This is a genomic window from Wolbachia endosymbiont (group A) of Icerya purchasi, assembly GCF_947251635.1.
GTDB classification, from domain to species: domain Bacteria; phylum Pseudomonadota; class Alphaproteobacteria; order Rickettsiales; family Anaplasmataceae; genus Wolbachia; species Wolbachia pipientis.
The window spans coordinates 294,540-319,969 of the sequence record NZ_OX366357.1; the positions used below are offsets into that span (position 1 = coordinate 294,540).

17 protein-coding genes and 3 pseudogenes are annotated in these 25,430 nt (G+C 35.0%); 12 read left to right on the plus strand and 8 right to left on the minus strand.

The window, feature by feature from the left end; translation table 11 throughout:
- The first annotated feature begins 617 nt into the window (after window positions 1-617).
- Complete coding sequence (locus tag OPR17_RS01555; RefSeq protein WP_265021314.1) at window positions 618-1,520, plus strand: transposase; 903 nt, start codon at window positions 618-620, stop codon at window positions 1,518-1,520.
- Between the two features lie 874 nt (window positions 1,521-2,394).
- Here OPR17_RS01555 and gatA read toward each other — a convergent pair.
- The gene (gene gatA, locus OPR17_RS01560) at window positions 2,395-3,864 is read right to left on the minus strand and encodes an Asp-tRNA(Asn)/Glu-tRNA(Gln) amidotransferase subunit GatA (RefSeq protein ID WP_265021863.1); all 1,470 of its coding nucleotides are present in this window, start codon (window positions 3,862-3,864) and stop codon (window positions 2,395-2,397) included.
- Window positions 3,865-4,253: 389 nt separating this feature from the next.
- Between gatA and mtaB the strand changes: the two genes are divergently transcribed.
- Window positions 4,254-5,480 carry a tRNA (N(6)-L-threonylcarbamoyladenosine(37)-C(2))-methylthiotransferase MtaB gene (gene mtaB / locus OPR17_RS01565; RefSeq protein ID WP_265021864.1) on the plus strand — a complete coding sequence of 409 codons (1,227 nt, stop codon included), beginning with the start codon at window positions 4,254-4,256 and terminating at the stop codon, window positions 5,478-5,480.
- 45 nt (window positions 5,481-5,525) lie between these two features.
- Window positions 5,526-6,485, plus strand: coding sequence for a P44/Msp2 family outer membrane protein (locus tag OPR17_RS01570; protein ID WP_265021865.1), 960 nt, complete (start codon window positions 5,526-5,528; stop codon window positions 6,483-6,485).
- Between the two features lie 7 nt (window positions 6,486-6,492).
- Here OPR17_RS01570 and OPR17_RS01575 read toward each other — a convergent pair whose 3' ends face one another.
- The 3 genes from OPR17_RS01575 to OPR17_RS01590 form a co-directional block, all read right to left on the minus strand.
- Window positions 6,493-7,995 (minus strand): type II secretion system protein GspD, encoded by a 1,503-nt coding sequence (locus tag OPR17_RS01575; RefSeq protein ID WP_458694342.1) that lies wholly within the window; start codon window positions 7,993-7,995, stop codon window positions 6,493-6,495.
- Between the two features lie 119 nt (window positions 7,996-8,114).
- Window positions 8,115-9,479 (minus strand): ankyrin repeat domain-containing protein, encoded by a 1,365-nt coding sequence (locus OPR17_RS01580; protein ID WP_320109860.1) that lies wholly within the window; start codon window positions 9,477-9,479, stop codon window positions 8,115-8,117.
- Between the two features lie 766 nt (window positions 9,480-10,245).
- Window positions 10,246-10,920: a septal ring lytic transglycosylase RlpA family protein gene (locus OPR17_RS01590; protein ID WP_320109861.1), complete on the minus strand. Its 675-nt coding sequence runs from the start codon at window positions 10,918-10,920 to the stop codon at window positions 10,246-10,248.
- A gap of 26 nt (window positions 10,921-10,946) precedes the next feature.
- Here OPR17_RS01590 and OPR17_RS01595 point away from each other — a divergent pair, with 26 nt between their 5' ends.
- The 4 genes and pseudogenes from OPR17_RS01595 (at window position 10,947) to cgtA (ending at window position 15,164) form a co-directional block, all read left to right on the plus strand.
- Entirely contained in the window at window positions 10,947-12,509 is a 1,563-nt protein-coding gene (locus OPR17_RS01595) for a UDP-N-acetylmuramate--L-alanine ligase (RefSeq protein WP_265021868.1), read from the plus strand.
- 193 nt (window positions 12,510-12,702) lie between these two features.
- Window positions 12,703-12,822, plus strand: a pseudogene (locus OPR17_RS07365) (WPE palindromic element domain-containing protein); the annotation flags it as partial.
- 57 nt (window positions 12,823-12,879) lie between these two features.
- The gene (gene eno / locus OPR17_RS01605; protein ID WP_265021869.1) at window positions 12,880-14,154 is read left to right on the plus strand and encodes a phosphopyruvate hydratase; all 1,275 of its coding nucleotides are present in this window, start codon (window positions 12,880-12,882) and stop codon (window positions 14,152-14,154) included.
- Entirely contained in the window at window positions 14,142-15,164 is a 1,023-nt protein-coding gene (gene cgtA / locus OPR17_RS01610) for an Obg family GTPase CgtA (RefSeq protein WP_265021870.1), read from the plus strand. Before eno ends, cgtA begins: the two co-directional genes overlap by 13 nt.
- Before the next feature lie 101 nt (window positions 15,165-15,265).
- Here the strand turns inward: cgtA and OPR17_RS07580 are convergent.
- The 3 genes and pseudogenes from OPR17_RS07580 to OPR17_RS01625 all read right to left on the minus strand — a co-directional run.
- A pseudogene (locus tag OPR17_RS07580) lies at window positions 15,266-15,346 on the minus strand (WPE palindromic element domain-containing protein); the annotation flags it as partial.
- Window positions 15,347-15,700: 354 nt separating this feature from the next.
- Entirely contained in the window at window positions 15,701-16,603 is a 903-nt protein-coding gene (locus OPR17_RS01620; RefSeq protein ID WP_265021237.1) for a transposase, read from the minus strand.
- Between the two features lie 344 nt (window positions 16,604-16,947).
- Window positions 16,948-18,795 carry an actin-bundling T4SS effector WalE1 family protein gene (locus OPR17_RS01625; protein WP_320109862.1) on the minus strand — a complete coding sequence of 616 codons (1,848 nt, stop codon included), beginning with the start codon at window positions 18,793-18,795 and terminating at the stop codon, window positions 16,948-16,950.
- Window positions 18,796-18,950: 155 nt separating this feature from the next.
- Between OPR17_RS01625 and OPR17_RS01630 the strand changes: the two genes are divergently transcribed.
- From OPR17_RS01630 to OPR17_RS01650, 5 genes and pseudogenes are all read left to right on the plus strand, one after another.
- On the plus strand, window positions 18,951-19,166 hold the full coding sequence (locus tag OPR17_RS01630) for a hypothetical protein (protein ID WP_265021872.1): 216 nt from the start codon (window positions 18,951-18,953) through the stop codon (window positions 19,164-19,166).
- 82 nt (window positions 19,167-19,248) lie between these two features.
- Window positions 19,249-20,283, plus strand: coding sequence for an FtsH protease activity modulator HflK (hflK, locus tag OPR17_RS01635; protein ID WP_265021873.1), 1,035 nt, complete (start codon window positions 19,249-19,251; stop codon window positions 20,281-20,283).
- Between the two features lie 2 nt (window positions 20,284-20,285).
- Window positions 20,286-21,158, plus strand: coding sequence for a protease modulator HflC (hflC, locus tag OPR17_RS01640; RefSeq protein ID WP_265021874.1), 873 nt, complete (start codon window positions 20,286-20,288; stop codon window positions 21,156-21,158).
- A gap of 3 nt (window positions 21,159-21,161) precedes the next feature.
- Window positions 21,162-22,637 (plus strand): DegQ family serine endoprotease, encoded by a 1,476-nt coding sequence (locus OPR17_RS01645; protein WP_265021875.1) that lies wholly within the window; start codon window positions 21,162-21,164, stop codon window positions 22,635-22,637.
- Between the two features lie 116 nt (window positions 22,638-22,753).
- Window positions 22,754-23,995: pseudogene (locus OPR17_RS01650) on the plus strand (phage terminase large subunit); the annotation flags it as partial.
- Between the two features lie 237 nt (window positions 23,996-24,232).
- Here OPR17_RS01650 and OPR17_RS01655 read toward each other — a convergent pair.
- Window positions 24,233-25,255 carry an IS110 family RNA-guided transposase gene (locus tag OPR17_RS01655; protein ID WP_265021361.1) on the minus strand — a complete coding sequence of 341 codons (1,023 nt, stop codon included), beginning with the start codon at window positions 25,253-25,255 and terminating at the stop codon, window positions 24,233-24,235.
- Window positions 25,256-25,430: the final 175 nt, after the last annotated feature.

The window sequence follows — 25,430 nt, forward strand, 5'->3', positions numbered from 1 at the left end:
TGCAGATTAAACAGCAAGAAAACAACGTAGTTGGCGTCTTATTTTTAATTTTTTGCACTATGTGCACCTTATGTCTTCACAACATTTCTGGGTTTTTACCTATATAAGCTGAAACGCGCTTATAAGTCGTTTAAGACAGTATAGTACGCCAATTTGCAGGATTAGAGAGTGACAACTAGCTAATACGGGATTTCTTTTGCCTTTTTTTCTGCTTAGTAAATTTCTTAAACATTTAAACTAAGGTGAGTTGCATTTAAAAGCAGCTAAATTGCAGTGTTTTAGACTTAAAAAACGCCAATACTGAAAATAGACAATGACTAGGGCTTCTTTTGCCTTTTTTTTCGCTTGGTAAATTTCTTAATGTTTGTAGCTAACATGAACAAACATTTGAGAGTAACTTCTGCTAGTAGGGTGTCATCCCAGTGCTTGACACTGGGATCCAGGAAAGTTTGCTTGTTTACAAGCAAACTAGCATAGAAAGTGGTTACAACGTTTTCGATGAGATTATATGGAAAACTGGATTCTAGTGTCAAGCACTGGAATGATATCACAGGGGCACTGGGCATAAGTGTTGAAAGTAACACAAAAAAGACATAAAGAACTATTATTGCAAGAAAATGGAGGCAATAATGGATCAAATAGAAAGAGTACTAAATTTAATAAAAGATGAGGATTTAGAAAGGCTAGGAAAATTAAGTGAAGTAGATAAATGTAATACTAAATTGTTGGGCAAGATTATATTTAAAGGTCTAATGAAGTTAATATTAATGGGGCAAAAAACAAGCCTAAGAGCGCTAGAAATGGTAATAGACAGGTGTATAATGGATAAGAATAGCGATAAAAGTACAGTAACATACAGTGATTTGTCAAAAAGGTTAAAAGTTATAAATCCAGAATATTTTAAGGGAGTATATATTGATTTGATGAGCAAGATTAAAAAGCTATTACCCCAAAAAACATCAAATAACTTACATAAGTTTGATTCGACGATCATAAATTTATCGGGATATCTCATAAAAGATGGGCTAAAAATAGGCGGTAAAAGTAACGACAGTCAAGTTAAAGTGAGTGTAGGATTAAAGGATCAATTGCCGACAAGTATAAGATTTTGTAAAGGACAAGAAGAAAGTAGTGAAGATATGGCATTAGTGAGAGCAATTAATGAAGCTAAAGTTGAAAAAGAGGATATTTTATTATTTGATAGAGGAATCAGAAAAGTTGGAACTTTTGCCGAATTTGATGAAAAGGAGTACAAATTTATCACAAGAGTTAAAGTAGGAAGAAAACATGATGTTATAAGCAGGAACAAAGTTATAAGAGAACAAAAATCGGATGGATCAGAGATTTTAGAAGATATAATAGTTAATCTTTATCGTGCACGAGGTAAAGTGGCAGAAAAGCATGATCTACGGCTAATAAAAATCAGAAATAAAATTGGAGATGAAATATGGTTTTTGACAAACTTGTTTGAAATGCCAGCTTATGAAGTAACAGAGCTATATAGGCGCAGATGGATATAGAAGTGTTCTTTAAATTTATAAAGCAAAATCTTGGATATAAGCACTTTTTAAGCCATACTATGAATGGCATGAAGGTGTATATTTACATGATTATTATTACGGCTTTGTTATTTCTTGTTTATAAAATCAAAAATAATCTACATGGGTTCAAAATAGCATTACTGCAATTCACATTGGATCTAAATGACTCTTTTATACGTTCGATTGTTTTACTGTCGGGAGGTAATTTACATGCCGTTGATCATCTCATATCACGTTATTTTTGATACTTTCAACACTTATGCTCTTAGCCGCTAACACGTAGCGGTATGACGATTGTCGTTTAACTATAAATATTTAAGAAGTTTACCAAATGAAAAAAAGGCAAAAGAAACCCCGTAGTGCGAGTTTTGACTCTCTAATACTTTAAATTGGCGCTGTAATAATGTGCTGACGCTTAGTTTAAGCGCGATTTGACTGAATGTAGAAAAATTTTAAAAGACATGCAGCCGCTATAATTTTATGTAATCCGCCAAAAGATACCCTGAGTTTTTTACTGAATTTTGTCATTGAGCCTGCAGGTCAAAAACAAGTTTTGAGTCATAAATACCCTTAATGCCATAATAAGGGGGTTGGCAAAATGTGTCAAGCAAGTTTTTTCGTTTCTATAAATCTGGATTTCAGCGTTATGCGCTGGAATGACAACGTGAGGTAAATTTTTCAACATCCCAAAATTACAGAATTCAGTCTGTTTAATCAAGTGTGAACTGTTACACGAAAATTTTGTAAACAGATTAATATACCCTGTTTTTGCTATTCATCTAAAAATGGAACCATAGAGTACGTTGAGGAGCGTAAGCAAATTTTAATGCAAAAATTACTATCAAAAAATAGATTATGCAAGAGGTCTAATTATTCTGCCGCAATTTTGCTCTATCACGCTTGCCACATTTAATATTCCAGCTTCGTCATAATAATTTCCAATCACTTGCAAGGCAAGTGGTAAACCCTCATTGGAGAGCCCAACAGGAACAGAAATAGCAGGCAATCCTGCCAGACTTGCCGGTACAGTAAACACATCATTGATGCACATAATTAGCGGATCTGGCTTTTCATTTAAGCCAAAAGCTTCTGTTGGAGCAGATGGCACAAGTATGTAATCTATTTTTTCAAACGCTTTTATAAAATCATTTCTGATTAATGCTCTAATGCACTGCGCTTTTTCGTAATATTCATTATAATGACCTGAAGAAAGCGCATAAGCGCCAATTAAAATTCTTCTTTTCACCTCTTTACCAAAACCTTCTGCTCTTGTTAGTGAATACATTTCTTCAAGGGTATCAGCATCAACCCTTAATCCATAACGCACACCATCGTAACGAGCAAGATTGGATGAAGTTTCAGCAGAACAGATTAAATAATAGACTGGTATTGCATATTTAGTATGTGGCAGAGTAATGTCAACAACTTCAGCGCCATTTTCTTTTAAATAGGAAGTAACTCTTTCCCAATTATGAACTATTTCCTCTGAAATTCCATCCATCCTATATTCTTTTGGTATACCAATACACTTACCCTTGACATCACCATTTATAAAGCTAGAAAATTTAGGCACTGGCTTTTCGCTCGATATTGAATCTTTTGTATCATAGCCACAAATTGCTTCCAGCATTAATGCTGAATCAGAGACAGAACGAGTAATGACTCCTGCTTGATCCAGAGAACTCGCAAATGCAATCATACCAAAACGCGAGCATCTTCCATAAGTTGGCTTTATTCCAACTACTCCACAATAAGCTGCTGGTTGGCGTACAGATCCACCGGTGTCGCTTCCTAACGCTCCAGCGCATAAAAATCCAGCAATCGATGCTGCAGATCCACCAGATGATCCACCAGGAACAACTTTTTCCCCATCACTTTCTCTAATCCACACATTTTCAACAGGGCCAAAATAGCTGTTTGTGTTCGCAGAACCCATAGCAAATTCATCCATATTAAGCTTACCGAGCATGGCTGCTCCACTTTTTAAAAGCAAGTCAGATACCGTAGATTCGTAAGTCGGAACGAAATTTTCCAGCATTTTTGAGCATGCTGTTGTTTTTATTCCTTTTGTACAGAATAGATCTTTGATGCCAACTGGTACACCCATGAGCGGCGAGATTAAATCATCCTTTTGCCTAGAGAAATGTTCATCTGCAGCTTTAGCAGCTTTCATTGCTATCTCTGGGGTTTTTGTTATAAATGCATTTAATTTCTCATTTTCAACCGCACTGATGTGCGCCTCTACGAGTTCAACGGCAGAAAAACTCCTTTTTTTGAGCCCGTCATGCATTTGTGTAATACTTAACTTTCTTAGTTCATTCATCAATATTTAATTTTTAGCAAGACGTTAATTATAACATGGCACGATAAAAAATCCATACATTTATAGTTACAGCTAGAAATGTAGCTAAGGTAACTTAGATTCACCGACAATCGTCATCCCGCTACTTGTTAGCGGCTAAGAGATACCGCAGCGGTATGACGTAGAAGCTATACTTTTATACTCACCAACTCAGTATCCAATCCGGATTGTATCTTAAAAAGGTCAAAAGACTATAATAAGCAAAGGAGTGATACTGTGTCTGAGTGAAAATCGTTGAGATCCCAGTGTCTGCTGCTTGCATAGCATTTATTTACAAAAAAATAGTCATGCAAGAGACTTTGCTTGGATATTTGATATAATTTAGGTCTATTAAAGCAAAAAATACTAACATGAATGAAGTGATAACATTTGGTTGTCGTCTAAATTTTTACGAGAGCGAGTTAATCAAAGAAGCATTAAAAAAAGCAAAGAGAGAAAATGTTGTTGTGGTGCATAGCTGTGCAGTGACAAACGAAGCAGAACGTCAGGTAAAGCAAAAGATACGTAAGATTTACAAAAATGATCCAAATAAAGAAATTATCGTAGTTGGTTGTGCTGTTCAGTTGGATCCTGAATCGTATAGTGATATTCCTGGTGTAAGTAAAGTGCTCGGTAATCAAGATAAGCTAAAAGCTGAAAATTACTTACTAAATGACGATAAAATCTTAGTCAGTGATAGCCAAGTAGAACCTGTTCTAATTAATGGATTTGAAGATAAATCAAGGGCATTTATTGAAATTCAAAATGGTTGTAATCATAGCTGCACATTTTGCTCAATTACTGAGGCAAGAGGGAATAATCGATCTGTGCCAATAAACAGTATTATAGAGCAAATCAGGATCTTTGTAGAAAATGGATATCAAGAAGTAGTGTTTACAGGGGTTGATATTACTGACTTTGGTACAGATTTGTTGGGTAAGCCATCACTTGGTTCAATGATTAGGAGAGTTTTAAAGGATATACCAGAGTTGAAGAGGCTAAGACTTTCCTCTATCGATGTTGCTGAAGTTGACGACGAATTAATGGATTTAATAGCTAATGAGTCAAGACTTATGCCTCATTTACATTTGAGTCTACAATCTGGTAATAATTTAATACTAAAGAGAATGAAGCGTCGTCACAACAGAGAACAAGTGATAGAATTTTGTCATAAAATGAAGAGCTTGAGGCCTAATATAGCATTTGGCGCTGATATTATTGCTGGATTTCCAACAGAAACTGATGAAATGTTTCAGGATACAGTTGATTTACTAAAAAAAACAAATATAGTTTACCTACATGCTTTTCCATATTCAGAGCGGAAAAATACACCTGCTGCACGAATGCCACAAGTACCAGAGAATGTGCGTAAAGAACGAGTAAAAAATTTAAGAGAAGTAAATAAAGAAATTATGAGCAGTTTTTGTCAATCCTTGATCAACACTAAGCAAAGTGTTCTGGTTGAGCAAAATAATGTCGGTAGAGCAGAAAATTTTGCATTAATAAAGCTTGAATCAAGAGCGCAAGCTAAAAGTATTGTGAAAGTTAATGTTACAGGCGTAGAGAATAATTATTTAATTGGAAATACTCTTTCTTAATTTTTGTACATTAAAGAAATATATGATATGATGGTTATACTATAAATGATAATTATGGGTTCATTTGTTATAACTAAAATATCTATTACTTTATTTTTGATTTTCATTCCATGTGTCTATTTTTTTGTTACTTATATTAGTAATACACACATTGAGCAAGTACAACCCTTAAAATTAGAAGCAGACAATAATGAAAGTGTAATACGTTCTGAAGAGGTTACTGAAAAAGAAATACTAATAAATGATTTAAAATATCAAGAACTTGAAAGTAGTTCTATTGAACAACCTTCTATTCTCCAAGTAGCTGATCAGAAAAATATGTGGTCACGTATTGCAGATCAGGCTGATAATGAGCAGATTACAAAGGAAAAATCAAAAAAACTTGATTTTTATGTTAGCGCTAACGGTGGTAAGGTATACCATGATAATTCAGAAACATTTGTGAAGGGTATACGTGCAATAGGAAAAAGAGTTCTTGCTTTAGCTGAGGGCCGTTATGGTAGTTTTCTTTTAGATCTATTTTTAGGAGATGAAATTAAGAGTATACGGCAGTTTAACGGTAAAATTAATTTCCAATGGCTTAACAGCATATCTTTAGGTTACTATGCTGGAGAAAATGGCCGAGTTGATTTTGAAACCATGTATTCTAGAGCCAATATTGAAGATAGTAATTCTCCTCCGGTATTTGATAAATCAGCAAGTGTATTTGCGTTTTTGTTAAACTTCTATTATAATCCCAGCATTCAGGGTACACAATTTGCTCCGTACATCGTTCTTGGTATAGGGCCAACAGTTTTTAGATTAAAAAGGATTAGTGGGTCACCCCAAAATTCAATGCCACTTAATGTTCCTTGGTTTGCTTATCAAATAAAACTTGGTGTTGATTATTCAATAATCCCAGAAGTCAAAACCTTTCTCGGCTATCGTTACTTTAGCGTTCCGATACCTGTTGCAGATGACATATCTACTCACAATATTGAAGTTGGTTTGATATTTAATTTTTAGTGATAATTTAATATATATATAAATTCTTATCTTTTCTATCTAACAAACCAAATGTTGGTACGATTGTTGCTTTTAAAAAAATGACAGTTTCTACTGTTCTAATATTATTCGCTAGCCTTTTTGATTTCTGATGCAATAAGCTTTGCTTATCTTCTCTATGTTCTATAAGCCCGCCGATTACCATAATTTCACCGCTCTTAATTTTTAACATAGAGTTCATTTCTCTGATTTCAACAATTGGAATGTCGCTATTTAATTTCATTTTACTCTGCTGTGCAACGTACTCTATATCTGGATCTTTAGTGTAGCCGTTAATTCTTGATAAAGTTGGATGTATATCCATGAATATTTCACTAGTATCAATGTTAATGCTTGGGTGGATTATTAGCACAACACCTATTGGGACGCTATTCATCTTGGTAATTAAGGTCTGATTAGAGTTTCTAGTATCTTTTTGTATATCGGAGGTAAAATAAATATGGTTTTTAGTAAATGAAATCATCGCTTGCTGATTATTTATAGCATGTACTCTGGGGCTTGAAATTACAGTTGAAGTGCCAAATTTGTCTAAATTTTTTACTAAATCTCCTAGATCATTCGCACCAAAGTTCATTGCTAGGTTAATAATGGAGTTATCTTGATTTATTATAGACTTAGTTCCATCTTGTAAGTCATTTAAGTTCATACCAGAAAGGTATTTGTCATCTAGCACAACTTCAACTATTTTTGCCTCTATCATTACTTGAGAAGACGCTAACTTCTTAACCTTATTAATATATTCTTCAACAGCTTTGTGGATATCTTTTCTAGCATTCAAAATAATAACACCAGCTTCTCTGTTGGATGAAAGGAATTCGCCATCATCCACCCCGTTAACATCCATTATTGCATTCAAGCCTTTTTCTAATGAATTCCATAAGTCACTACTGTATTGAGACTTCATAACATTGTTATAGTCCCTATCAACGTTACTTCCATCACTGTTAGTAATATTGTTATTAATGACGAAACTGCTTTGAGCAGAATGTTGAATATTGATGAAGTCTACGTAATAATTTTGCGCGTATGGCAAGTCCTGCTCAATTCTAATTACACCATTACTTATTGAGTAACGCAGTTTGGCGCTATTTGCTATACTCTGAATTACTTCGTTTATATCCTTATCTTTTAGCTTTAAAATAATATTACCTGATATTTTTGGGTCCATATCCAAGTTAACGTCAGAAAGTTCTCCTATCTCAATCAGCAAATCTTTTACTGATACTTCTTCACTAACATTAATAGAAATAAGCTGATTACTGATTGTGAGATCGGGAAACTCTATTGGTAAAGGCATAATTTCTGGTATTGCCGGTTCATTAATCTCCAAAGAGGTGTTATATTGTTGCAACGGATAATCGTGCTTATAATTGTCTATGTTAATAGGATATTGCTTGGTAGGTAGATGTGTGCAAGAAATAATGAAGAGGAGTATTAAGCATTTAAAAATAGCCATTAGAACAGCATACAAAATCTATACTAATAGATTTCTATAAAAATATTAAAAATGTATTTAATCTCATTTTCATCGAGCAGATAATTGTCGTGTATTAGCTTTGGCTATGTATTTTTTGTATACTCTTCTTGTACTTAAATGTAGACCAGCATAGCCCTAATTTTTTTATATATTTTACTTCTTTCTCTGTATTTAATAATAGGCTTGAAAATAAATGGTAAGCCTATAATTGTTAAGCTTAGAGCTAGGGTTGAAAGTATACAACAGGCTTTGTGTTTACTATGTAGCTCTTTCAGGTAAAGCATCAAAAATCTACAAAATTTTTTGTAATTTTCTTCGATGTTTTTTTTGCTATGAGCCTTGCTAATGAACATATCTATTGCGGTATGACCGTTATTGCACTTAATGTTAAGGTCTGCACCTTTTTCTGTTAACAACTGAGCTATATCAAAATAATCCTTTTGAACAGCAAGATGTAGAGGTGCAAAACCTTGTTGTTCACAAATGTTCATATTGGCTCTAACTTCCAATAACATTTTCACAATTTGTGTATGGCCTTTTTTAACTGCGAGTAGCAAGGGAGTTCTGTTACATTTAGTAACAGCATTAACGTTTACCTTAAGCTTCAATAAGAGCTTAACTGTTTTAGTGTTACCATTATGGCTAGCTTTATGCAGCCTAGCGTTACCATTAAAATCTTGATCGTTTGCTTCTATTCCCTTTGAAACAAGAAATGTTACCATTTTTCTATTATTATGCTCAATAGCGCAATCTAACGCATCAAAACCATGGTTGTTTTTTGTGCAAAAAAACTCTTTAAGTTTAATTTTATCGTTACTTGCTTGCTGTTTTTTTGCAATAAGTTTTACTATTTGCATTTTGTTGTTATACGCTGCTAGGAAAAGCGTAGTGTTATTTTCTGCATCTTTGGCTTCTATATTTGCACCTTTCTTTATCAGATATTCTATAATTTCTGCTCTGCTGTCATAATGTGCGGTGCATTGATAAATGGTTAAAAACAAAGGAGTACGAAAATTGTTATCTTCACATTCGAGATTTGCTCTGCTATCAATTAAAATTTGGACGCTTTTTTTAGAACCGTATAGTGAAGCTATATGAAGAGGAGTATAGCCCTTTTTGGCATCTTTTTCATTAATTTTTGCGCCTTTTGTTATCAAAAAATCTATTAATTCCGTGTCATCTTGTAGTGCAGCAAGGTGCAGTGGAGTGAATCCATTTTTATCCTTGGAATTAATTGTCAGTTGGTTAACAAAAAGTTTAGCAACTTTCTTGTGTCCATGCATAATGGCGTAATGCAGAGGGTTTCTATTTTCGTTGTCTACGACATTGAAATCAGCTTCGTGCTCTAGTAATGACTTTACTCCAACTAAATCGCCTTCTTTTGTGAACTTATGCAAGAGAGTGATTCCACTTGCATCTTTTGAGTTAATATCAAATCCATTTTCTACTAATTGGTTTATATCTTCCTCACGCGCCATATCACTTAAATCTCTAATTAAACTCTTTTCGCGTTAATAATACCCCTACTTGATTAAGTTTAAATGAATCTGTGAGAAATGGCTAGTGCATTCTTGCATAACAAACTTTTGGCAGCGCATTGGATGAAACGAAAAACTTACTTGACAAACTCCGCCAGCCCTCCTGTCATGAAACTGAAGCTATTTATTTATCTTCGCAATCTCTGCAGTGGATTAATGACAAAAAACTTAATGTATTTGGCGTAAATCATGCTTAATTTTTTGCACTATGTGCACCTCATGTCTTTATAAAACTTTTAGGTTTCTACCTATACAAGCCGAAACGCGCTTATAAAGTGTTTAAGACAGTAAAAGACGTCAAATAGACAAGGGAGAATTTGAATACTAGCTACCCTAGGGTTTCTTTGCCTTTTTTTTCATTTGGTAAATTTCTTAATATTTATAGCTAAACGACAACTGTCATCCCTGTAAAGGTCAAGTATCCCGCTACTTGTTAGCGGGATCTAGAGATACCGTGACGGTATGACGTAGGATTGCTGTCATTCTGCTACTTGTTAGCGGCTGAGATACCGCGAATAAATCGCGGTATGACGGTTAGCGGTGGCGTGACGATAAGCTCGTCATTCCGCTACGTGTTAGCGGCTAAGAGATATCGCGGTGGTATAGCTATAAATTGTTGATATCTTTTTTATATCACATTTTTAACTTACAATAGTTAGCCAGCGTTCCTTACATTAACCAAATCTTTCAAATTCTGCACTCACCACTACCTATAACTCACTTTCACGCAATATTGATCGTTCTTAAAAAGCAATCTAACATTTTTTATTCCTTGATTGCGAAGCTTTGATGCAGCTGATTTAGCAGCCTGAGCACTTTTAAAAAATGCAACATATCCCTTACTTTCTGCACTGTCTTGTTTCGGGTGACGTTTCTGCATTTCTTTTTCATATTGCTTTCTGTAATGAGGAGTATTTTGTATCAATTGTTCTGACATCTTTCTTAGGTATTGAACTTTTACTTTTGCAAGCCCAGATTTATGAAATCCTAAGACTTGAGCTGCTTTTTCTGATAAGTCTATTATTCTGCCTTCAATAAAAGGCCCTCTATCGTTAACCCTTGTAACAAACTTTCTTCCATTTTCTAAATTAGTGACAAGAACAAAGCAGGGTAGGGGCAAAGTCTTATGCGCTGCAGAGATCAAGTGACGGTTAAACACTTCACCATTTGCTGTAAGCGTGCCATGATCTTCTATTCCATACCACGACGCTATCCCTATCTCTTCATAGTGTTTACAGTTTTTTGGATAATAAGTTATACCATTTATTGTGTAGCTGCTGCCAATTTTATAATGACCTGCAGTGCAGTTAAACCTGTTGCTAAAACTGCAGCTACTTATCAAAACAAATATTAGACATAGAAAGGTTAGGTTTTTTATCATTGTATTCGGTAAGAGGGTTCGATACTATGAGGATTTTAAATTATACTATAATAAATTTAGTAATGAGTAAACATCTACTGCTAAATATTAACAAAACTCAAAAAGGAATAATACATATTATTGGTATAGGTGGAATCGGAATGAGCGCTATTGCTGAAATTCTTCACAATTCCAATTACAAAGTTCAAGGCAGTGATGCACAATCAAACGACAATATAAATAAGTTACAAAAGCTAGGTATAGAGGTTTATATTGGTCACAATGCTAATAATATAAGCCAAGCTCAAATAGTTGTACATTCTTCTGCAATAGAATCTGATAATGTGGAGTTAATTGCGGCAAAAAATAACAATAAAACCGTTTTGCATAGATCAGACATACTTGCTGACATTATGAAAGGTAAATATGTGGTAGCGGTTTCAGGTTCAAGCGGAAAGACAACAACAACGGCTATGATTGCTTCCATTTTTGATCATTCTAATATTGATGCAACTGTAATTGTAGGAGGAATACTAAATTCGTATCAGAGTAATTCAAAACTTGGAAAGAGTGACACTTTTCTGATCGAGGCTGATGAGTCTGATGGAACTATGCTAAAAATTCCTGCAAATATTGCTGTTATAACGAGTATTAACGACGATCATATGGATCATTATGGTACATTCGACAATATTAAAAATGCGTTTTTTCAGTTTATAAGCAAAGCAGATTTTGCAGTTTTGCCTGATTCTGTAGGCATTAATTATGATGCAAGTAACTCTATGATGTTTGGGTTTGAGGATGCCAATATTAAAGCTGTTAATATTAAGCAGCATGCTAACAGCATAGAATTTGATGTGTTTATTGATGATAGTTGTATGGTTCAAAATAACTGGATCCCAGTGTCAAGCACTGGGATGACAAAGGAGAAGGAGCAACAGGAAAAGACGCTGATGTTGTTTCAAAAAAAATGGGTGTCATCCCAGTGCTTGACACTGGGATCCAGAAACATAAAAAATGTAATACTATCAAACGCAATAGGGATGCATAAGGTCAGCAACGCCTTAGCTGCAATATCAGTTGCGATAAAACTCGGGATTAGCGATGCAGATATTAAAAAAGGCCTTTTGGAATTTCAAGGAGTAGCAAGAAGATTCTCTTTGATTGCCAATATTAAAGGTGTTAAGTTAATTGAGGATTATGCCCATCATCCAAATGAAATATATGCAACTTTAACGGCTGCACGTTCGATTACTAAAGGAAAAGTAATAGGAATTATCGAACCACTTCGTTTTGCTCGCATTCGTAATTTTTTTGATGAATTCATACGAATTTTCATGATGTTTGATTATGTCATCCTTACTCCTGTTCATCCTCCAGAAGATAAGCCCATTCCTGGTTGTGGAATTGATGATATACAAAAAGCTTTAATCAGTAATGGATTTAATAACACAAAAATTATGAATGATGCTTTGCTCATTTCACATTTTATTAGTGATTCGACAAGTCCAGGTGATATAGTATTATTTATTGGTGCTGGTAGTAATATAGCTAAATTGGCAAAGGAAGCTGCAAAGCTCATAGCAGAAACTATACAAACATCTAGTTAAACGATAGAATAAATGCAAGTACTGGTGTCATGCAAACTGGAATCCAGTCAATTATATATGTGGAAAATGAATTTAATCGAGAAAGAGAATCCAGACTGGGAGGATTTATATGATAAAATTGTGTAATAAGGCTGGATCCCAGTGTCGAAGCACACAACTGTACGAACGTTGCGATATGGGGGTAACTTCCACTAAGAATGATGTCATCCCAGTGCCCAGACACTGGGATCCAGAAAACTTAATCGTAAATGAGCACACCAGGTGGCTGTATAGTAAAAGCTGGATTCCAGTGTCAAGCACTGGAATGACAACTAGAATTATCTTCAGATCACACGTTTGTACAGAAAGTTTACAGTAGGGATTTAATGCAATGAATAAGATAATCAATAACGTATTTGCAAGAGAAATTTTAGATAGCAGGGGTTACCCCACTGTTGAGGTGGGAATTGAACTCTGTGATGGAGCAATAGGCAGAGCATCTGTACCTTCTGGAGCTTCAACTGGTAAATTAGAAGCCTTGGAACTCAGGGACCAAGATGAGAAAAGGTATTGTAGTAAAGGAGTGCTGAAAGCTGTTCAAGCTGTAAATGGGATAATAGCAGATGAAATCATTGGAATGAATGCAGCGGACCAAAATGCAATTGATAAAGCATTAATTGAACTGGATGGAACAAAAAATAAATCTAAACTTGGAGCAAATGCAACTTTGGGTGTGTCTCTTGCAGTTGCAAAAGCAGCAGCAAACAGTTTCAAAGTGCCGCTCTACAGATATTTGGGAGGAGAGCAGACGAGTGTTATGCCGGTTCCGTTAATTAACATAATTAATGGTGGAGTACATGCAGACAATAAGCTCGATTTTCAAGAATTCATGATTCTTCCGGTCGGTGCCGAGACTTTCAGTGAAGCAATCAGAATGTCTGCGGAGGTGTTCCACAACTTACGTAGCATTCTTAAGAAAAAAGGTTATAGCACAAACGTAGGAGATGAAGGTGGTTTTGCACCAAATATTGAAAGTACTGAAGAAGCACTTGATTTGATCATATACGCTATAGAATCAGCAGGTTATTCAGCGCAAAGTGATTTTGCACTAGGCCTTGATGTTGCTTCATCTACTTTTTATGAAGATGGAATTTACAAATTTGAAAACAAAGAACTTACTTCGGAAGAATTGGCTGAATACTATTGTAACCTTGTGGAAAGATATCCAATAATTTCTATAGAAGATGCAATGAGTGAGGAGGATTACGAAGGTTGGAAATTACTTACTGCAAAATTGGGGAATAAAGTGCAATTAGTAGGGGATGATTTGTTTGTTACAAATTGTGAACTGATATGCAAAGGAATAGAGGAAAAAATGGCAAACGCTGTACTGATCAAGCCAAACCAGATAGGGACGTTAACAGAAACTTTTGCTGCTATTGAAATGGCAAAATCAAATGGCTATAAAGCTGTGATTTCTCACCGCTCAGGTGAAACAGAAGACACAACAATATCCCACATAGCAGTTGCATCAAATTGTGGGCAAATAAAAACCGGATCACTATCGCGTTCTGATAGGCTTGCAAAGTATAACGAGCTAATGAGAATAGAAAGCACATTAGGAAAAGATGCTAAATATTATCGTGGGTTAGCATGGGTTTTATAGACGAAGTAAAATTGTGTTTAAAAGCCGGTGACGGTGGTGACGGTTGTGCAAGTTTTCGTCGAGAAAAGTTCATTGAATTTGGTGGTCCAAATGGTGGTAATGGAGGAAAGGGGGGAGGTATAATTTTCATCAGCGATGCTAACCTTAACACTTTGCTTCATTTTCGTTATAGAAGACACATTAAAGCAGATAGTGGAAAAAATGGTGCAGGCAGGGATAGATCTGGCACAGCAGGGAAAGACGTTATGCTTAAAGTTCCAGTTGGTGCACAAATAATTGATGAAGAAAGTGAAGAGATAATAGTCGATCTTGACAAGCCTGATATGGAATTTTTAATAGCACAGGGTGGAAAAGGTGGACTTGGAAATACTAATTTTAAATCTTCTACTAATAAGGCACCAAGACATTTTACTTACGGTCAGCCTGGCGAAGAAAAACATGTATTATTAAAACTAAAAGTTTTATCGGAAGTTGGAATTATTGGCATGCCAAACGCAGGTAAATCAAAATTTTTGACTCGCTGCTCAAATTCCGATACAAAAGTAGGCGATTATCCATTTACCACCGTAAGACCCCACTTAGGTGTGACAAAAGTGGATGATAGCGAAGTTATAATAGCAGATATTCCTGGAATAATCACCGATGCTCACCTTGGAGTTGGGCTCGGACATAAATTTTTAAAGCACATAGAAAGGTGTAAAATTTTACTTCATTTAATCGATGTAACTCATGATGATGTTATTTCGGCTTATAATTGTATCCATAATGAATTGGAACTTTACAATAGTGATCTTGTTGAAAAAGAAGAGATTGTAGTACTGAACAAATGCGACTTATTGAGGGAAGCAGAAATTCTGGAAAAGAAGAATCACCTAGCTAATTATCTTAATAAAGAAGTGCTGTGCTTATCAATTAATGATGATTTACAGCCCATTTTGAGATTATTAAGTGAAAAATTGAAAAAGAGTAATCCTAAGAAAATCGATGTATATGATCCTTTTAAGATGTGAATTTCATTTATTTTATCATATAACTAGAATATATTTGTGCGAACATTTGTTTTTGTTGAACACAACAAATCCCAGTGTCAGCTACTTGCATCTACCACACAACTGTACGAACATTGCAATTTGCAGGCAATTTGCGTAGCAGATGGTGTCATCCCAGTGCTTGACACTGGGATCCAGCCTTTTCATAATCATCAAAATGTTGTATTTTAACATAAAATGGCTACTTTTATGCTTACCAACTTAATAAAATTTCTGGATCCCAGTGTCAAGCACTGGGATGACATCATAGGGGTGCTGGGCATAAGTGTTGAAAGTATCAAAAATAACGTGATATGAGATGATCAACGGCATGTAAATTACCTCTGTGAATTGCAGTAATGCTATTTTGAACCCATGTAGATTATTTTTGATTTTATAAACAAGAAATAACAAAGCCGTAATAATAATCATGTAAATATACACCTTCATGCCATTCATAGTATGGCTTAAAAAGTGCTTATATCCAAGATTTTGCTTTATAAATTTAAAGAACACTTCTATATCCATCTGCGCCTATATAGCTCTGTTACTTCATAAGCTGGCATTTCAAACAAGTTTGTCAAAAACCATATTTCATCTCCAATTTTATTTCTGATTTTTATTAGCCGTAGATCATGCTTTTCTGCCACTTTACCTCGTGCACGATAAAGATTAACTATTATATCTTCTAAAATCTCTGATCCATCCGATTTTTGTTCTCTTATAACTTTGTTCCTGCTTATAACATCATGTTTTCTTCCTACTTTAACTCTTGTGATAAATTTGTACTCCTTTTCATCAAATTCGGCAAAAGTTCCAACTTTTCTGATTCCTCTATCAAATAATAAAATATCCTCTTTTTCAACTTTAGCTTCATTAATTGCTCTCACTAATGCCATATCTTCACTACTTTCTTCTTGTCCTTTACAAAATCTTATACTTGTCGGCAATTGATCCTTTAATCCTACACTCACTTTAACTTGACTGTCGTTACTTTTACCGCCTATTTTTAGCCCATCTTTTATGAGATATCCCGATAAATTTATGATCGTCGAATCAAACTTATGTAAGTTATTTGATGTTTTTTGGGGTAATAGCTTTTTAATCTTGCTCATCAAATCAATATATACTCCCTTAAAATATTCTGGATTTATAACTTTTAACCTTTTTGACAAACCACTGTATGTTACTGTACTTTTATCGCTATTCTTATCCATTATACACCTGTCTATTACCATTTCTAGCGCTCTTAGGCTTGTTTTTTGCCCCATTAATATTAACTTCATTAGACCTTTAAATATAATCTTGCCCAACAATTTAGTATTACATTTATCTACTTCACTTAATTTTCCTAGCCTTTCTAAATCCTCATCTTTTATTAAATTTAGTACTCTTTCTATTTGATCCATTATTGCCTCCATTTTCTTGCAATAATAGTTCTTTATGTCTTTTTTGTGTTACTTTCAACACTTATGCCCAGTGCCCCTGTGATATCATTCCAGTGCTTGACACTAGAATCCAGTTTTCCATATAATCTCATCGAAAACGTTGTAACCACTTTCTATGCTAGTTTGCTTGTAAACAAGCAAACTTTCCTGGATCCCAGTGTCAAGCACTGGGATGACACCTTCCCTAGTGGAGAAATTACAATGTTCATACGGTTGTACTCGTACCGCTGGGATCTAGGATTTTTCTATAGTTTAAAAACAAAAAAAGGATGTTACTCATTGAGTAACATCCTTTTGGAGAAGGTGGATAGCTTTGTTTAGTTCGTTTTCACAGCTGTTTGTGCAGCTTGCTGTTGAACGTCAGTGTCAACAGCTACTTTCGTAGAAGGCTGTTCCACCAGTTCATTCAGATAACCTGTCTCTTTCAAATTTGCACGAGCTTCGGATAAGTTATTTTGAAAAAGATTTAGCTTCTTTGGTATAAGAGGATTAGGTAAATCTCCACTATCAATCCTGCCAAAGGGGTCCAAATTAATAAAAGGACTTTTTCTTTTCGGTGTAGAAGAACCAGATGAACCTCTTCCACTATCAAAAGAATTACTGCGAGTTAGAGTTCCTTCATTCGAATTACCAAAATATTGGTTTACTTTAGGATCACTGAGAACATCTTCACTGAAAGAACTTTGTCCATTTAAGTTAGTCAATGAGGCGCTTCTAGTTGGTACTTCTGGAGTTCCTACCCTAGTAAGGTTGCCAGTACTACCACGTCGTGCAACTCCTGGTCTTCCTCCTATTGTTGCAGTTTTATTAGTATTCTCAATTGGAGTAGGAGTATCAACGCAAAAACGACTATTTCCTACTCGTCTAGACGACGTGTCTGGTTCAGAAAGATCTTGATATTTAATGTTAGTAGTTTCTTCTGGTGCTTTCTTACCCCCAAGCCATGATGGCATTTTTTCTCTAAATGAAGAAGGTGCTTTTACTTCTTTATGCTCCGCAGGATTTAACAATTCCGCTTCGCTGCTAATGGTACTGTCAGTCCTTACAGAATTTAGTGAATTGCTTCTTGACAAGCTGTTAGATTGTTCAGAGCCTTTTCTTCCCAGTAAAGAGAATGATGGTAATGAAAAAGACTTACTAGCTTTTCTTTCTTCTACGTCTTTTGCGTTGTTACGCCTCACAGATTGATCAAATTCGTATTCTCTTTTACATTCTCCAACAATCCTCTTAATTTCATCGTGATGGTCAGAGAAAATTTCATAAAGATTGTTATTATCTTTAGATAACAAATTTTGCAACTTCTTAGCGTCTAATTTATTGACAAAATCTACTTGCTGTTTCAACTGATTGATCAACTGGTCCTTTTTGAAACCTGATTGACCATCAACAGAATAAGCTTTCTCTAATATTTTTCCCTTCAATTCAGAGAATATCTTTTTAATTAAAACAGAGTTATCTACGGCTTTATCTTCAAGAACTTCCTTAATAAACATCTCCTTTACACTATTGAAATTCCTTGTTTTTTCTTCTGTTTTCAAAACAACAGTTTGACCTTCGTTACCTATTGAATATGGAATGGCGTTTAAACTAGACATACTTTCACTTAAATTACTTAAACTGCGCCCCATTTTTCCTAACGTAGTACCAGTTCCCTCTCTTGTTGCTCGTCCCACAGAACTCACAGCTTCTTTTACTGAGTCCCTAACATGCACAGCACCATCTCTAACTTTTCCTGCAGCATACGTTGACGCGTCCTTAACTTTCCCGGCAGTATATTTCGACCCATCAACTGTCTTTTCTGCTGACCACTTGAGCCCTTTATATCCAGATTGAACTGCTTTTACAGCGACTTTTACAGCGAAATATAAAGCAAGACCAACTATAGCACCCGGTATAGCAAGTGTTGCACCAACTGCCAAAAGTGGTAGTACTGCCGTAAATAACCCACTTGCTGTACTTACTACAAGAATCTTATCTCCTTGTTTCATCTTAGAGAATTCTGTATCTCCTTTTAACAGGTTAGTCATTCTTTCTTTTAGCTTCTTGTGATCATTAGCAATATCTGAATTTGGTAGATTTTGCATCGTTTTATTCAAATCAAAACTATCTTCTGGTTGGTTTTGTTGAGTTCCAACAGAATTTGAATTTTTTTCATTATGTAACATTTTAAACCTCACTATTAATTAAATATATTATAATTGTATTCCTTGATTCTTAAGTTAGTGTTAAATTGATTGCCAGTATTTATTTGTCTTCAAATAATTTCGCTTGACGTGTTTTGTGGTAGCGTAGAAAATTAGGTCAAGAAGCTGCAGCATTTATGAAGTATAGAAAAAGAACACTCATCTTTTTGGCTGTTATAACTTTAATAATAATGGTTTTATTATTCAGCTATCATTTCCATTTTCACGAAGACGTAGTGCACTTAAAGAGTGACAACAAAGAATTCAAAAAAAAGCCAGAAAATTCCATAGAGTCGACCATATTACATAGAGAAAAGGAAGTGTACGATCATGTTTTCCATCCTGATGATTAATTTGTAAATAAAATAGCAATTTATGTTTGCATTTTCTTATTAAAGAAGTAATATTAGCGTATTAATTATAGAATCAATCATTATGTTTGATGATAATAATCCTTGGAATCTGGAAAAGAAACCGGTAGGGAACAAAACTCCTAATAATGAAGATATTTTAAGTAAAGCTGTATCTGATATAAGGTTCTTTCTTAATGGATTAACCAGAAACAGGGGCAAAAAACCTTATTTCATCATTTTCATTATTTTGCTGTTCTATGCTTGCACTGGCTTTTATATTGTCCATCCTAGTGAAGAAAGTATAGAACTTACCTTTGGTAAATATTCTAATACGGAAACACCTGGTTTGCGTTATCACTTCCCCCACCCTATTGGCAAGGTTTTTAAAGTGAACGTTAAGGAAGTAAATCGTGAGGAAATTGGGGTAAGTAGTTCTTATGGGCGAGATACAGATCGCGGTGAAGGTGTGATGCTAACTGGAGATGAAAATATAGTCAACGTTAACTTCGAGGTTCAATGGCGCGTTAGAGATGCTAAGGACTATTTATTCAAAGTGCGGGATTACAAACCCGGTTTCAGTGTTAAAAATGCTGCTGAAAGTGCCATGAGAGAAATAATAGGTAAAAACACGATCTCTTTTGCACTTGGTCAAGGCAGACCAGAAATTTCTAGAGATACTAGAATCCTATTGCAGCAGATTCTTGATGGATACCAAATGGGCATAGAGATTTTATCTGTTCAAATGAAAAAAATTGATCCACCAGAAAAAGTAATCAGTTCGTTTAGAGATGTACAAAGTGCTCGTGCAGACAAAGAGCGTACTATAAACGAAGCATATGCTTATAATAATGACATTATACCTCGAGCAAAGGGTGAAGCGATAAAGATAAAATTAGATGCACAAGCATATGAAAATGAAATAATAAATGAAGCAAAAGGTAATGCAAATCGCTTTTTATCTCTTTATGAGGAATATAGACAGAATCCTTCTCTCGTTAAGAATCGTATTTATCTTGAAACTATGGAAAATATTTTCAGTAAGGTAGATAAAGTTGTTGTAACTGATGATCTGAAAGGTATGTTTTCTTATTTACCTCTTACAAATTTAGGAAAATAACCATGAGTAGTAATATTAAAATTGTTTTTGTTTCTGTATTTGTTGTTTTATTGATTGTTTTATTTAATTCAATATTTGTTGTGCAAGAAACAAAGCAAGCGATAGTTATACAACTCGGTAAAGTTGTAAGAGATGTTAGGGAAAGTGGCTTATATTTTAAGTTACCATTCATAAATAGTGTAGAGTTTCTTGATAAAAGAGTTTTAGATTTAAGTCCTGATAAGATCCCAAGGGAAGTGATAACAGCGGATCAAAAACGTATTATAGTAGATGCATATGCAAAATATAAAATAACAAATCCTGTTATTTTTTACCAGGCTGTGAGGAATGAATCAGGGCTGGTTAGAAGATTATATCCGGTTATAGAAGCACACATAAGAGAAAATATAGGCAGATTTTCGTTGATTAGCTTGTTGAATGAAAAAAGATCAGAGGTTATGCAGTTAATTCAGCGTGGAGTTTATTCTGAAGCTGAAAAATTTGGCATAGAAATAATAGATGTAAGAATTAAGAGAGCAGACTTACCAGAAGAAAATAGTTCTGCAATATTTCGCCGTATGCAAACTGAAAGGGAAAAAGAAGCAAAAGAAATTAGAGCAGAAGGAGAGCAAGCTGGGCAGGAAGTTAGATCAAAAGCTGATAAATTAAAAAGGGAAATTATCTCTAGTGCAGTAAAAGAATCGTACGAAATAAGGGGCCGTGGTTATGCTGAAGCAACTAGAATTTATAATGAGGCATTTAAGGTCGATGAAGAGTTCTTTAACTTTTATCGTTCTATGAGCGCTTATAGTAAATCATTTACCGAAAATAATACTAAATTTGTACTTTCACCAAATAATAATTTTTTAGATATTTTAAATAAGGGGTGGAAATAGTCTATGAAAATTATTTTATCTATATTTGCATGTTTTTTGATTTCATTCTCTTCATACGCTAATGTGTTCGACTGGAACGCAAAAAAAGTTGTTGATGCTAGCACTACTGCATGCAACTGTAATCAAGGACTTGCCGATTTAGTGGAAGAACTCATTCCTGCGGTTGTAAATATTTCAAGCGAACAAATCATCAAACAAGAAAATAACAGCAAAACTAGAGTTCCATCTATGCCAGGAAATAATTTTTTTGATGATTTTAGAGAGTTTTTTGAGCACTTTGATCAGTTTTTTATGGATAGGGGCCCTAGTGTTAACAGAGAGGTGGTGTTGCTTGGCTCTGGGTTTATTATAGATAAAGGTGGAATCATAGTAACAAATTATCACGTTATTAAAAACGCCCAAGATATCACAGCTACCATGAACGATAATACTCATTTTAAAGCAGAAGTTTTAGGCTATGATGCAAGAACTGATCTTGCTGTGCTTAAGATCCATTCTGATAAAGACCTTCCTTTCGTCGCATTTGGTGATTCTGATGCAGCAAGGGTTGGCGATACTGTTATTGCAATAGGTAACCCATTTGGTTTGGGTAGCTCCGTTAGCAAGGGAGTTGTATCTGCAAGGTCTAGAGACATTAGTATCGGCACTATGAATGAATTTATTCAAACCGACGCTGCAATTAATAGAGGCAACTCTGGAGGGCCATTATTTGATTTAAATGGAAAAGTTATAGGCATTAACACCGCTATCTATTCCCCATCTGAGTCTGGCGGCAACGTGGGTATAGGCTTTGCTATACCATCTAATTTAGCTATGTCAATTATTGACACATTAAAAAGTGGCAAAAAAATAAAACATGGTTGGTTTGGTGTGCAAGTTCAGCCTATAACGAGAGAATTCGCTAAGTCCTTGGGTTTAAAAGATACAAAAGGTGCACTGGTTGCAAGTATAGTAAAGGATAGTCCTGCAGAAAAAGGTGGAATTAAGGTGGGTGACATATTATTAGAATTTGATGATAAAAAAATTGATAGAATGACACAACTGCCTCAAATGGTTTCAAGAACTGAACCTGGAAAAAAAGTACAAATTAAGTTACTTAGAAAGAGCAAAGAGGTCAATATTAAGGTTGTGATTGAAGAATCTGCAAATGATGGTCAAGGTAATAATCAAGAAGAAAATAAATCAACATCCGATTACATAACTGGTTTAACTGTTTCAAACCTGCCAAAAGAATCAAAAGAAAGTAATCCTACAAAAGGTGTGATAGTTACTAATGTAGATAGTAACAGTAATGCCACGCTGCGTGGTATTAAAAAAGGAGACATTATTATCCAATTAGATGGAACCGATATAGAAAATACTAATGATTTTCAAAAACAAGTTGATTCAGCAGTAAAGAAAAACGGTAAAGATTCAATAATGTTGCTCATTTACCGCAATGGAAATCAATTCTTTACTTCGATAAAGTTGAAGAAATAGCACTCATAGGTTATTTACTAAATTAGCAGCATTGTAAGCCTGCCATTGTAACACCTCAATCTTACAAGATAAATCAAAACTATTAAAGTCTACATTCCATTCACTAAAATACACATATGGATAATATAAATTTTCTAAAATTCATTGAACTGTGCTTTCAAACGGTGGTGCCGGAATGTGAGTATAATGATTATCAGTACATAAAAGTCATAGCAGACAGGCTGGAAGCAGCGAATGCTGGCGAAGCAAGGCGCATAATATTCAATATGCCTCCGCGCTCAATGAAGTCCATATGTGTAAGTGTTGCGTAGCCCGCATGGATACTGGGAAATCAGCCAACTGCAAGAATAATAGTTGCAAGTTATTCTAAGTTGCTTAGCGAAAAACATTCGCTCGATACGAGGTGCATAATGCAATCTGATTGGTATAAAAAGCTATTTCCAGAGGTAGAACTATCCAAAGACCAGAACACTAAATATAAATTCCAAACAGTGCAGAGAGGATACAGAATCGCAACATCAGTTGGAGGAACATTAACCGGTGAAGGTGGCGACTTTATTATTGTGGATGATCCGCTTAACCCTGCTCAAGCTTTGAGTGAAACATTTAGAAAACGTGTTACAAATTGGTTCGATCAGACTTTGGTAACGAGACTCAACGATAGAAAAAAGGAGTAATTGTGCTTGTGATGCATAGGCTCCACCTGGAAGACTTAACTGGGCACCTCTTATCCAAGCCAAAAAACATATGGCATCACATTTGTTTGCCAATGATTTCTGAAAATAAGGAGGTTATTTATTCAATTAATAACCATACTGGTGTCATTCCACCCCCCTCCTGTCATCCCAGTGCCCAGACACTGGGATCCAGAAAATTCAACCGCAAAAGACTGGATTTCAGCATCAAGTGCTGGAATGACACTACCTGCAAGAGTATTATACTCAAGAGAAGAAAATGAGTTATTATATCCCCTGGAGGGAGGAAGAGAAGAAGTTGAGATGATAAAAGTTGAACTCGGGAGTTACGCTTTTGCTGCTCAATATCAACAAAACCCCCTGCCGCTTTCAAGTGGTATAATAAAACAAGAGTGGCTAAAGCGCTATAAAAATTTCCCTGATAATCTCTCACATGTAACTCAAAGCTGGGACACTGCAGTTTCAACAAACGATTCCAGCGACTTTAGCGTCTGCACCACCTGGGCAAAAATAGATAATAAATTCTATTTACTTGATGTATATCGAGCAAAGCTTGAGTACCCAAAGCTTAAAGAGCAAGTTCTGTCACTAGCTGCAAGATGGGCACCACACGCAATTTTGATCGAAGCAAAAACAAGTGGTCAACAATTAACACAAGAGATACCGTCTCGCCAGTCAACAAGAAAATTATAAAAATTGAATCTTAAGCTGCATTGTAAAATCAAAAAGTACTTCCAACTGTGTAGCGGTATAGTTAATGTATATATTGATAAGTAAATTTCTGTTGTTTTGTATGTATAAAACTAATTTACTTATCAATATATACACTAACCAACTACATTCAATAAATTTGTATAAGATAATATTTTACATAAGATAAAATGGAAGCATTTTTTGATTTTAAAGCACTAAACCTTCAGTCAACATCCTAGCTCTGTAGTTCTTGATATGATTTGGATCAAAAGCACTTTTGGATGTCAGAATACCGAAAATGATATGGAGTAACTTACGCATTGCAGCACCAACGATGGCCATATTATGCTTACCCTTTTCCTTTAATCTTTGGCAAAAACTCATAATGATAGGATTGTGATTCTTAGCTACTATGGCAGGAAAGAACAGAGCCTTGCGTAGTGTTCGTGAACCTGATTTACTTAATCTGGGCTTGGCATGTACAGATGAACCTGACGTTATATTTTGTGATATAGTTCCTGCATATGCTGCCAATTGCCTGGCATTTATAAAATCCTTTATGTCAGGAATTTCCGCTAAAATAGCTATTGCTGATTCCTCTCCTATTCCTGGAATAGTCAGTAGAAGTTGAAAATTTTCCAACAACTCTTTGTGTTGCTTTAATAATTCACGTATGGAGTTTTTTATTGTTTCTATTTTTTGCTCTATGTTCATTGCAAGGTCTTCCCAAGCATTTGCAACTTCTTTAGGCAGTCTCTCTTTTTTTTCTAAGTGGTTATTTACTAATGTCAATTCATCTTTTAACGCAGCCGAGCAACGATAAAGATGTTTTAATTTTTTCTTTTCGGGAGAAGGTGGTGCCCAGCGAGTTGGTTCCTGCCTTTGGCAATAATCTGCAATAATTTCTGCATCGGTCTGATCATTCTTTTGTCGTACAAGCTTACTCCTCGCATAAGATTTTATGCAATAAGGATTTACAACACTAACAAAATATCCAGCATTGTGAAGAAATTCAGCCAAAGCTTCACCATAACAACCAGTAGCTTCCATACAGGCTTTTACTTCTTCTACATTATGTTTTTGTAGAAAGTCCTGCAAACCTTGAAACCCAGAATCCTCGTTTTTAAAATTCCTTTTCCTAGTTTCACGTTTTCCTTTTTTGCTTATGAATGAAAGAAAAACATCAAAGCGATCTTTTGATATGTCTATTCCTAAAAAGTTGTTGATCATATATAACCCCATACGTTACCATTAAAAATGAAAAGTAAGGCTTACCTTGTGAATACAGAATTAGAACCATTTAGGTTTTTCTACGATACCGTCCAGCCTATACTTTTGAGAAGGGAACTCTTATCTCTTGCACAGATTTTATATCTAAGCCAAATGCTAGAGTTTTTCCCTTCTC

Bases quoted from the DNA above. Each gene is read 5' to 3' on its own strand.
- OPR17_RS01555 (WP_265021314.1), top strand. From the start codon at position 618: ATGGAGGCAATAATGGATCAAATAGAAAGAGTACTAAATTTAATAAAA.
- gatA (WP_265021863.1), bottom strand. From the start codon at position 3,864: ATGAATGAACTAAGAAAGTTAAGTATTACACAAATGCATGACGGGCTC.
- mtaB (WP_265021864.1), top strand. From the start codon at position 4,254: ATGAATGAAGTGATAACATTTGGTTGTCGTCTAAATTTTTACGAGAGC.
- OPR17_RS01570 (WP_265021865.1), top strand. From the start codon at position 5,526: ATGATAATTATGGGTTCATTTGTTATAACTAAAATATCTATTACTTTA.
- OPR17_RS01580 (WP_320109860.1), bottom strand. From the start codon at position 9,479: ATGGCGCGTGAGGAAGATATAAACCAATTAGTAGAAAATGGATTTGAT.
- OPR17_RS01590 (WP_320109861.1), bottom strand. From the start codon at position 10,920: ATGATAAAAAACCTAACCTTTCTATGTCTAATATTTGTTTTGATAAGT.
- OPR17_RS01595 (WP_265021868.1), top strand. From the start codon at position 10,947: ATGAGGATTTTAAATTATACTATAATAAATTTAGTAATGAGTAAACAT.
- eno (WP_265021869.1), top strand. From the start codon at position 12,880: ATGAATAAGATAATCAATAACGTATTTGCAAGAGAAATTTTAGATAGC.
- cgtA (WP_265021870.1), top strand. From the start codon at position 14,142: ATGGGTTTTATAGACGAAGTAAAATTGTGTTTAAAAGCCGGTGACGGT.
- OPR17_RS01620 (WP_265021237.1), bottom strand. From the start codon at position 16,603: ATGGAGGCAATAATGGATCAAATAGAAAGAGTACTAAATTTAATAAAA.
- OPR17_RS01625 (WP_320109862.1), bottom strand. From the start codon at position 18,795: ATGTTACATAATGAAAAAAATTCAAATTCTGTTGGAACTCAACAAAAC.
- OPR17_RS01630 (WP_265021872.1), top strand. From the start codon at position 18,951: ATGAAGTATAGAAAAAGAACACTCATCTTTTTGGCTGTTATAACTTTA.
- hflK (WP_265021873.1), top strand. From the start codon at position 19,249: ATGTTTGATGATAATAATCCTTGGAATCTGGAAAAGAAACCGGTAGGG.
- hflC (WP_265021874.1), top strand. From the start codon at position 20,286: ATGAGTAGTAATATTAAAATTGTTTTTGTTTCTGTATTTGTTGTTTTA.
- OPR17_RS01645 (WP_265021875.1), top strand. From the start codon at position 21,162: ATGAAAATTATTTTATCTATATTTGCATGTTTTTTGATTTCATTCTCT.
- OPR17_RS01655 (WP_265021361.1), bottom strand. From the start codon at position 25,255: ATGATCAACAACTTTTTAGGAATAGACATATCAAAAGATCGCTTTGAT.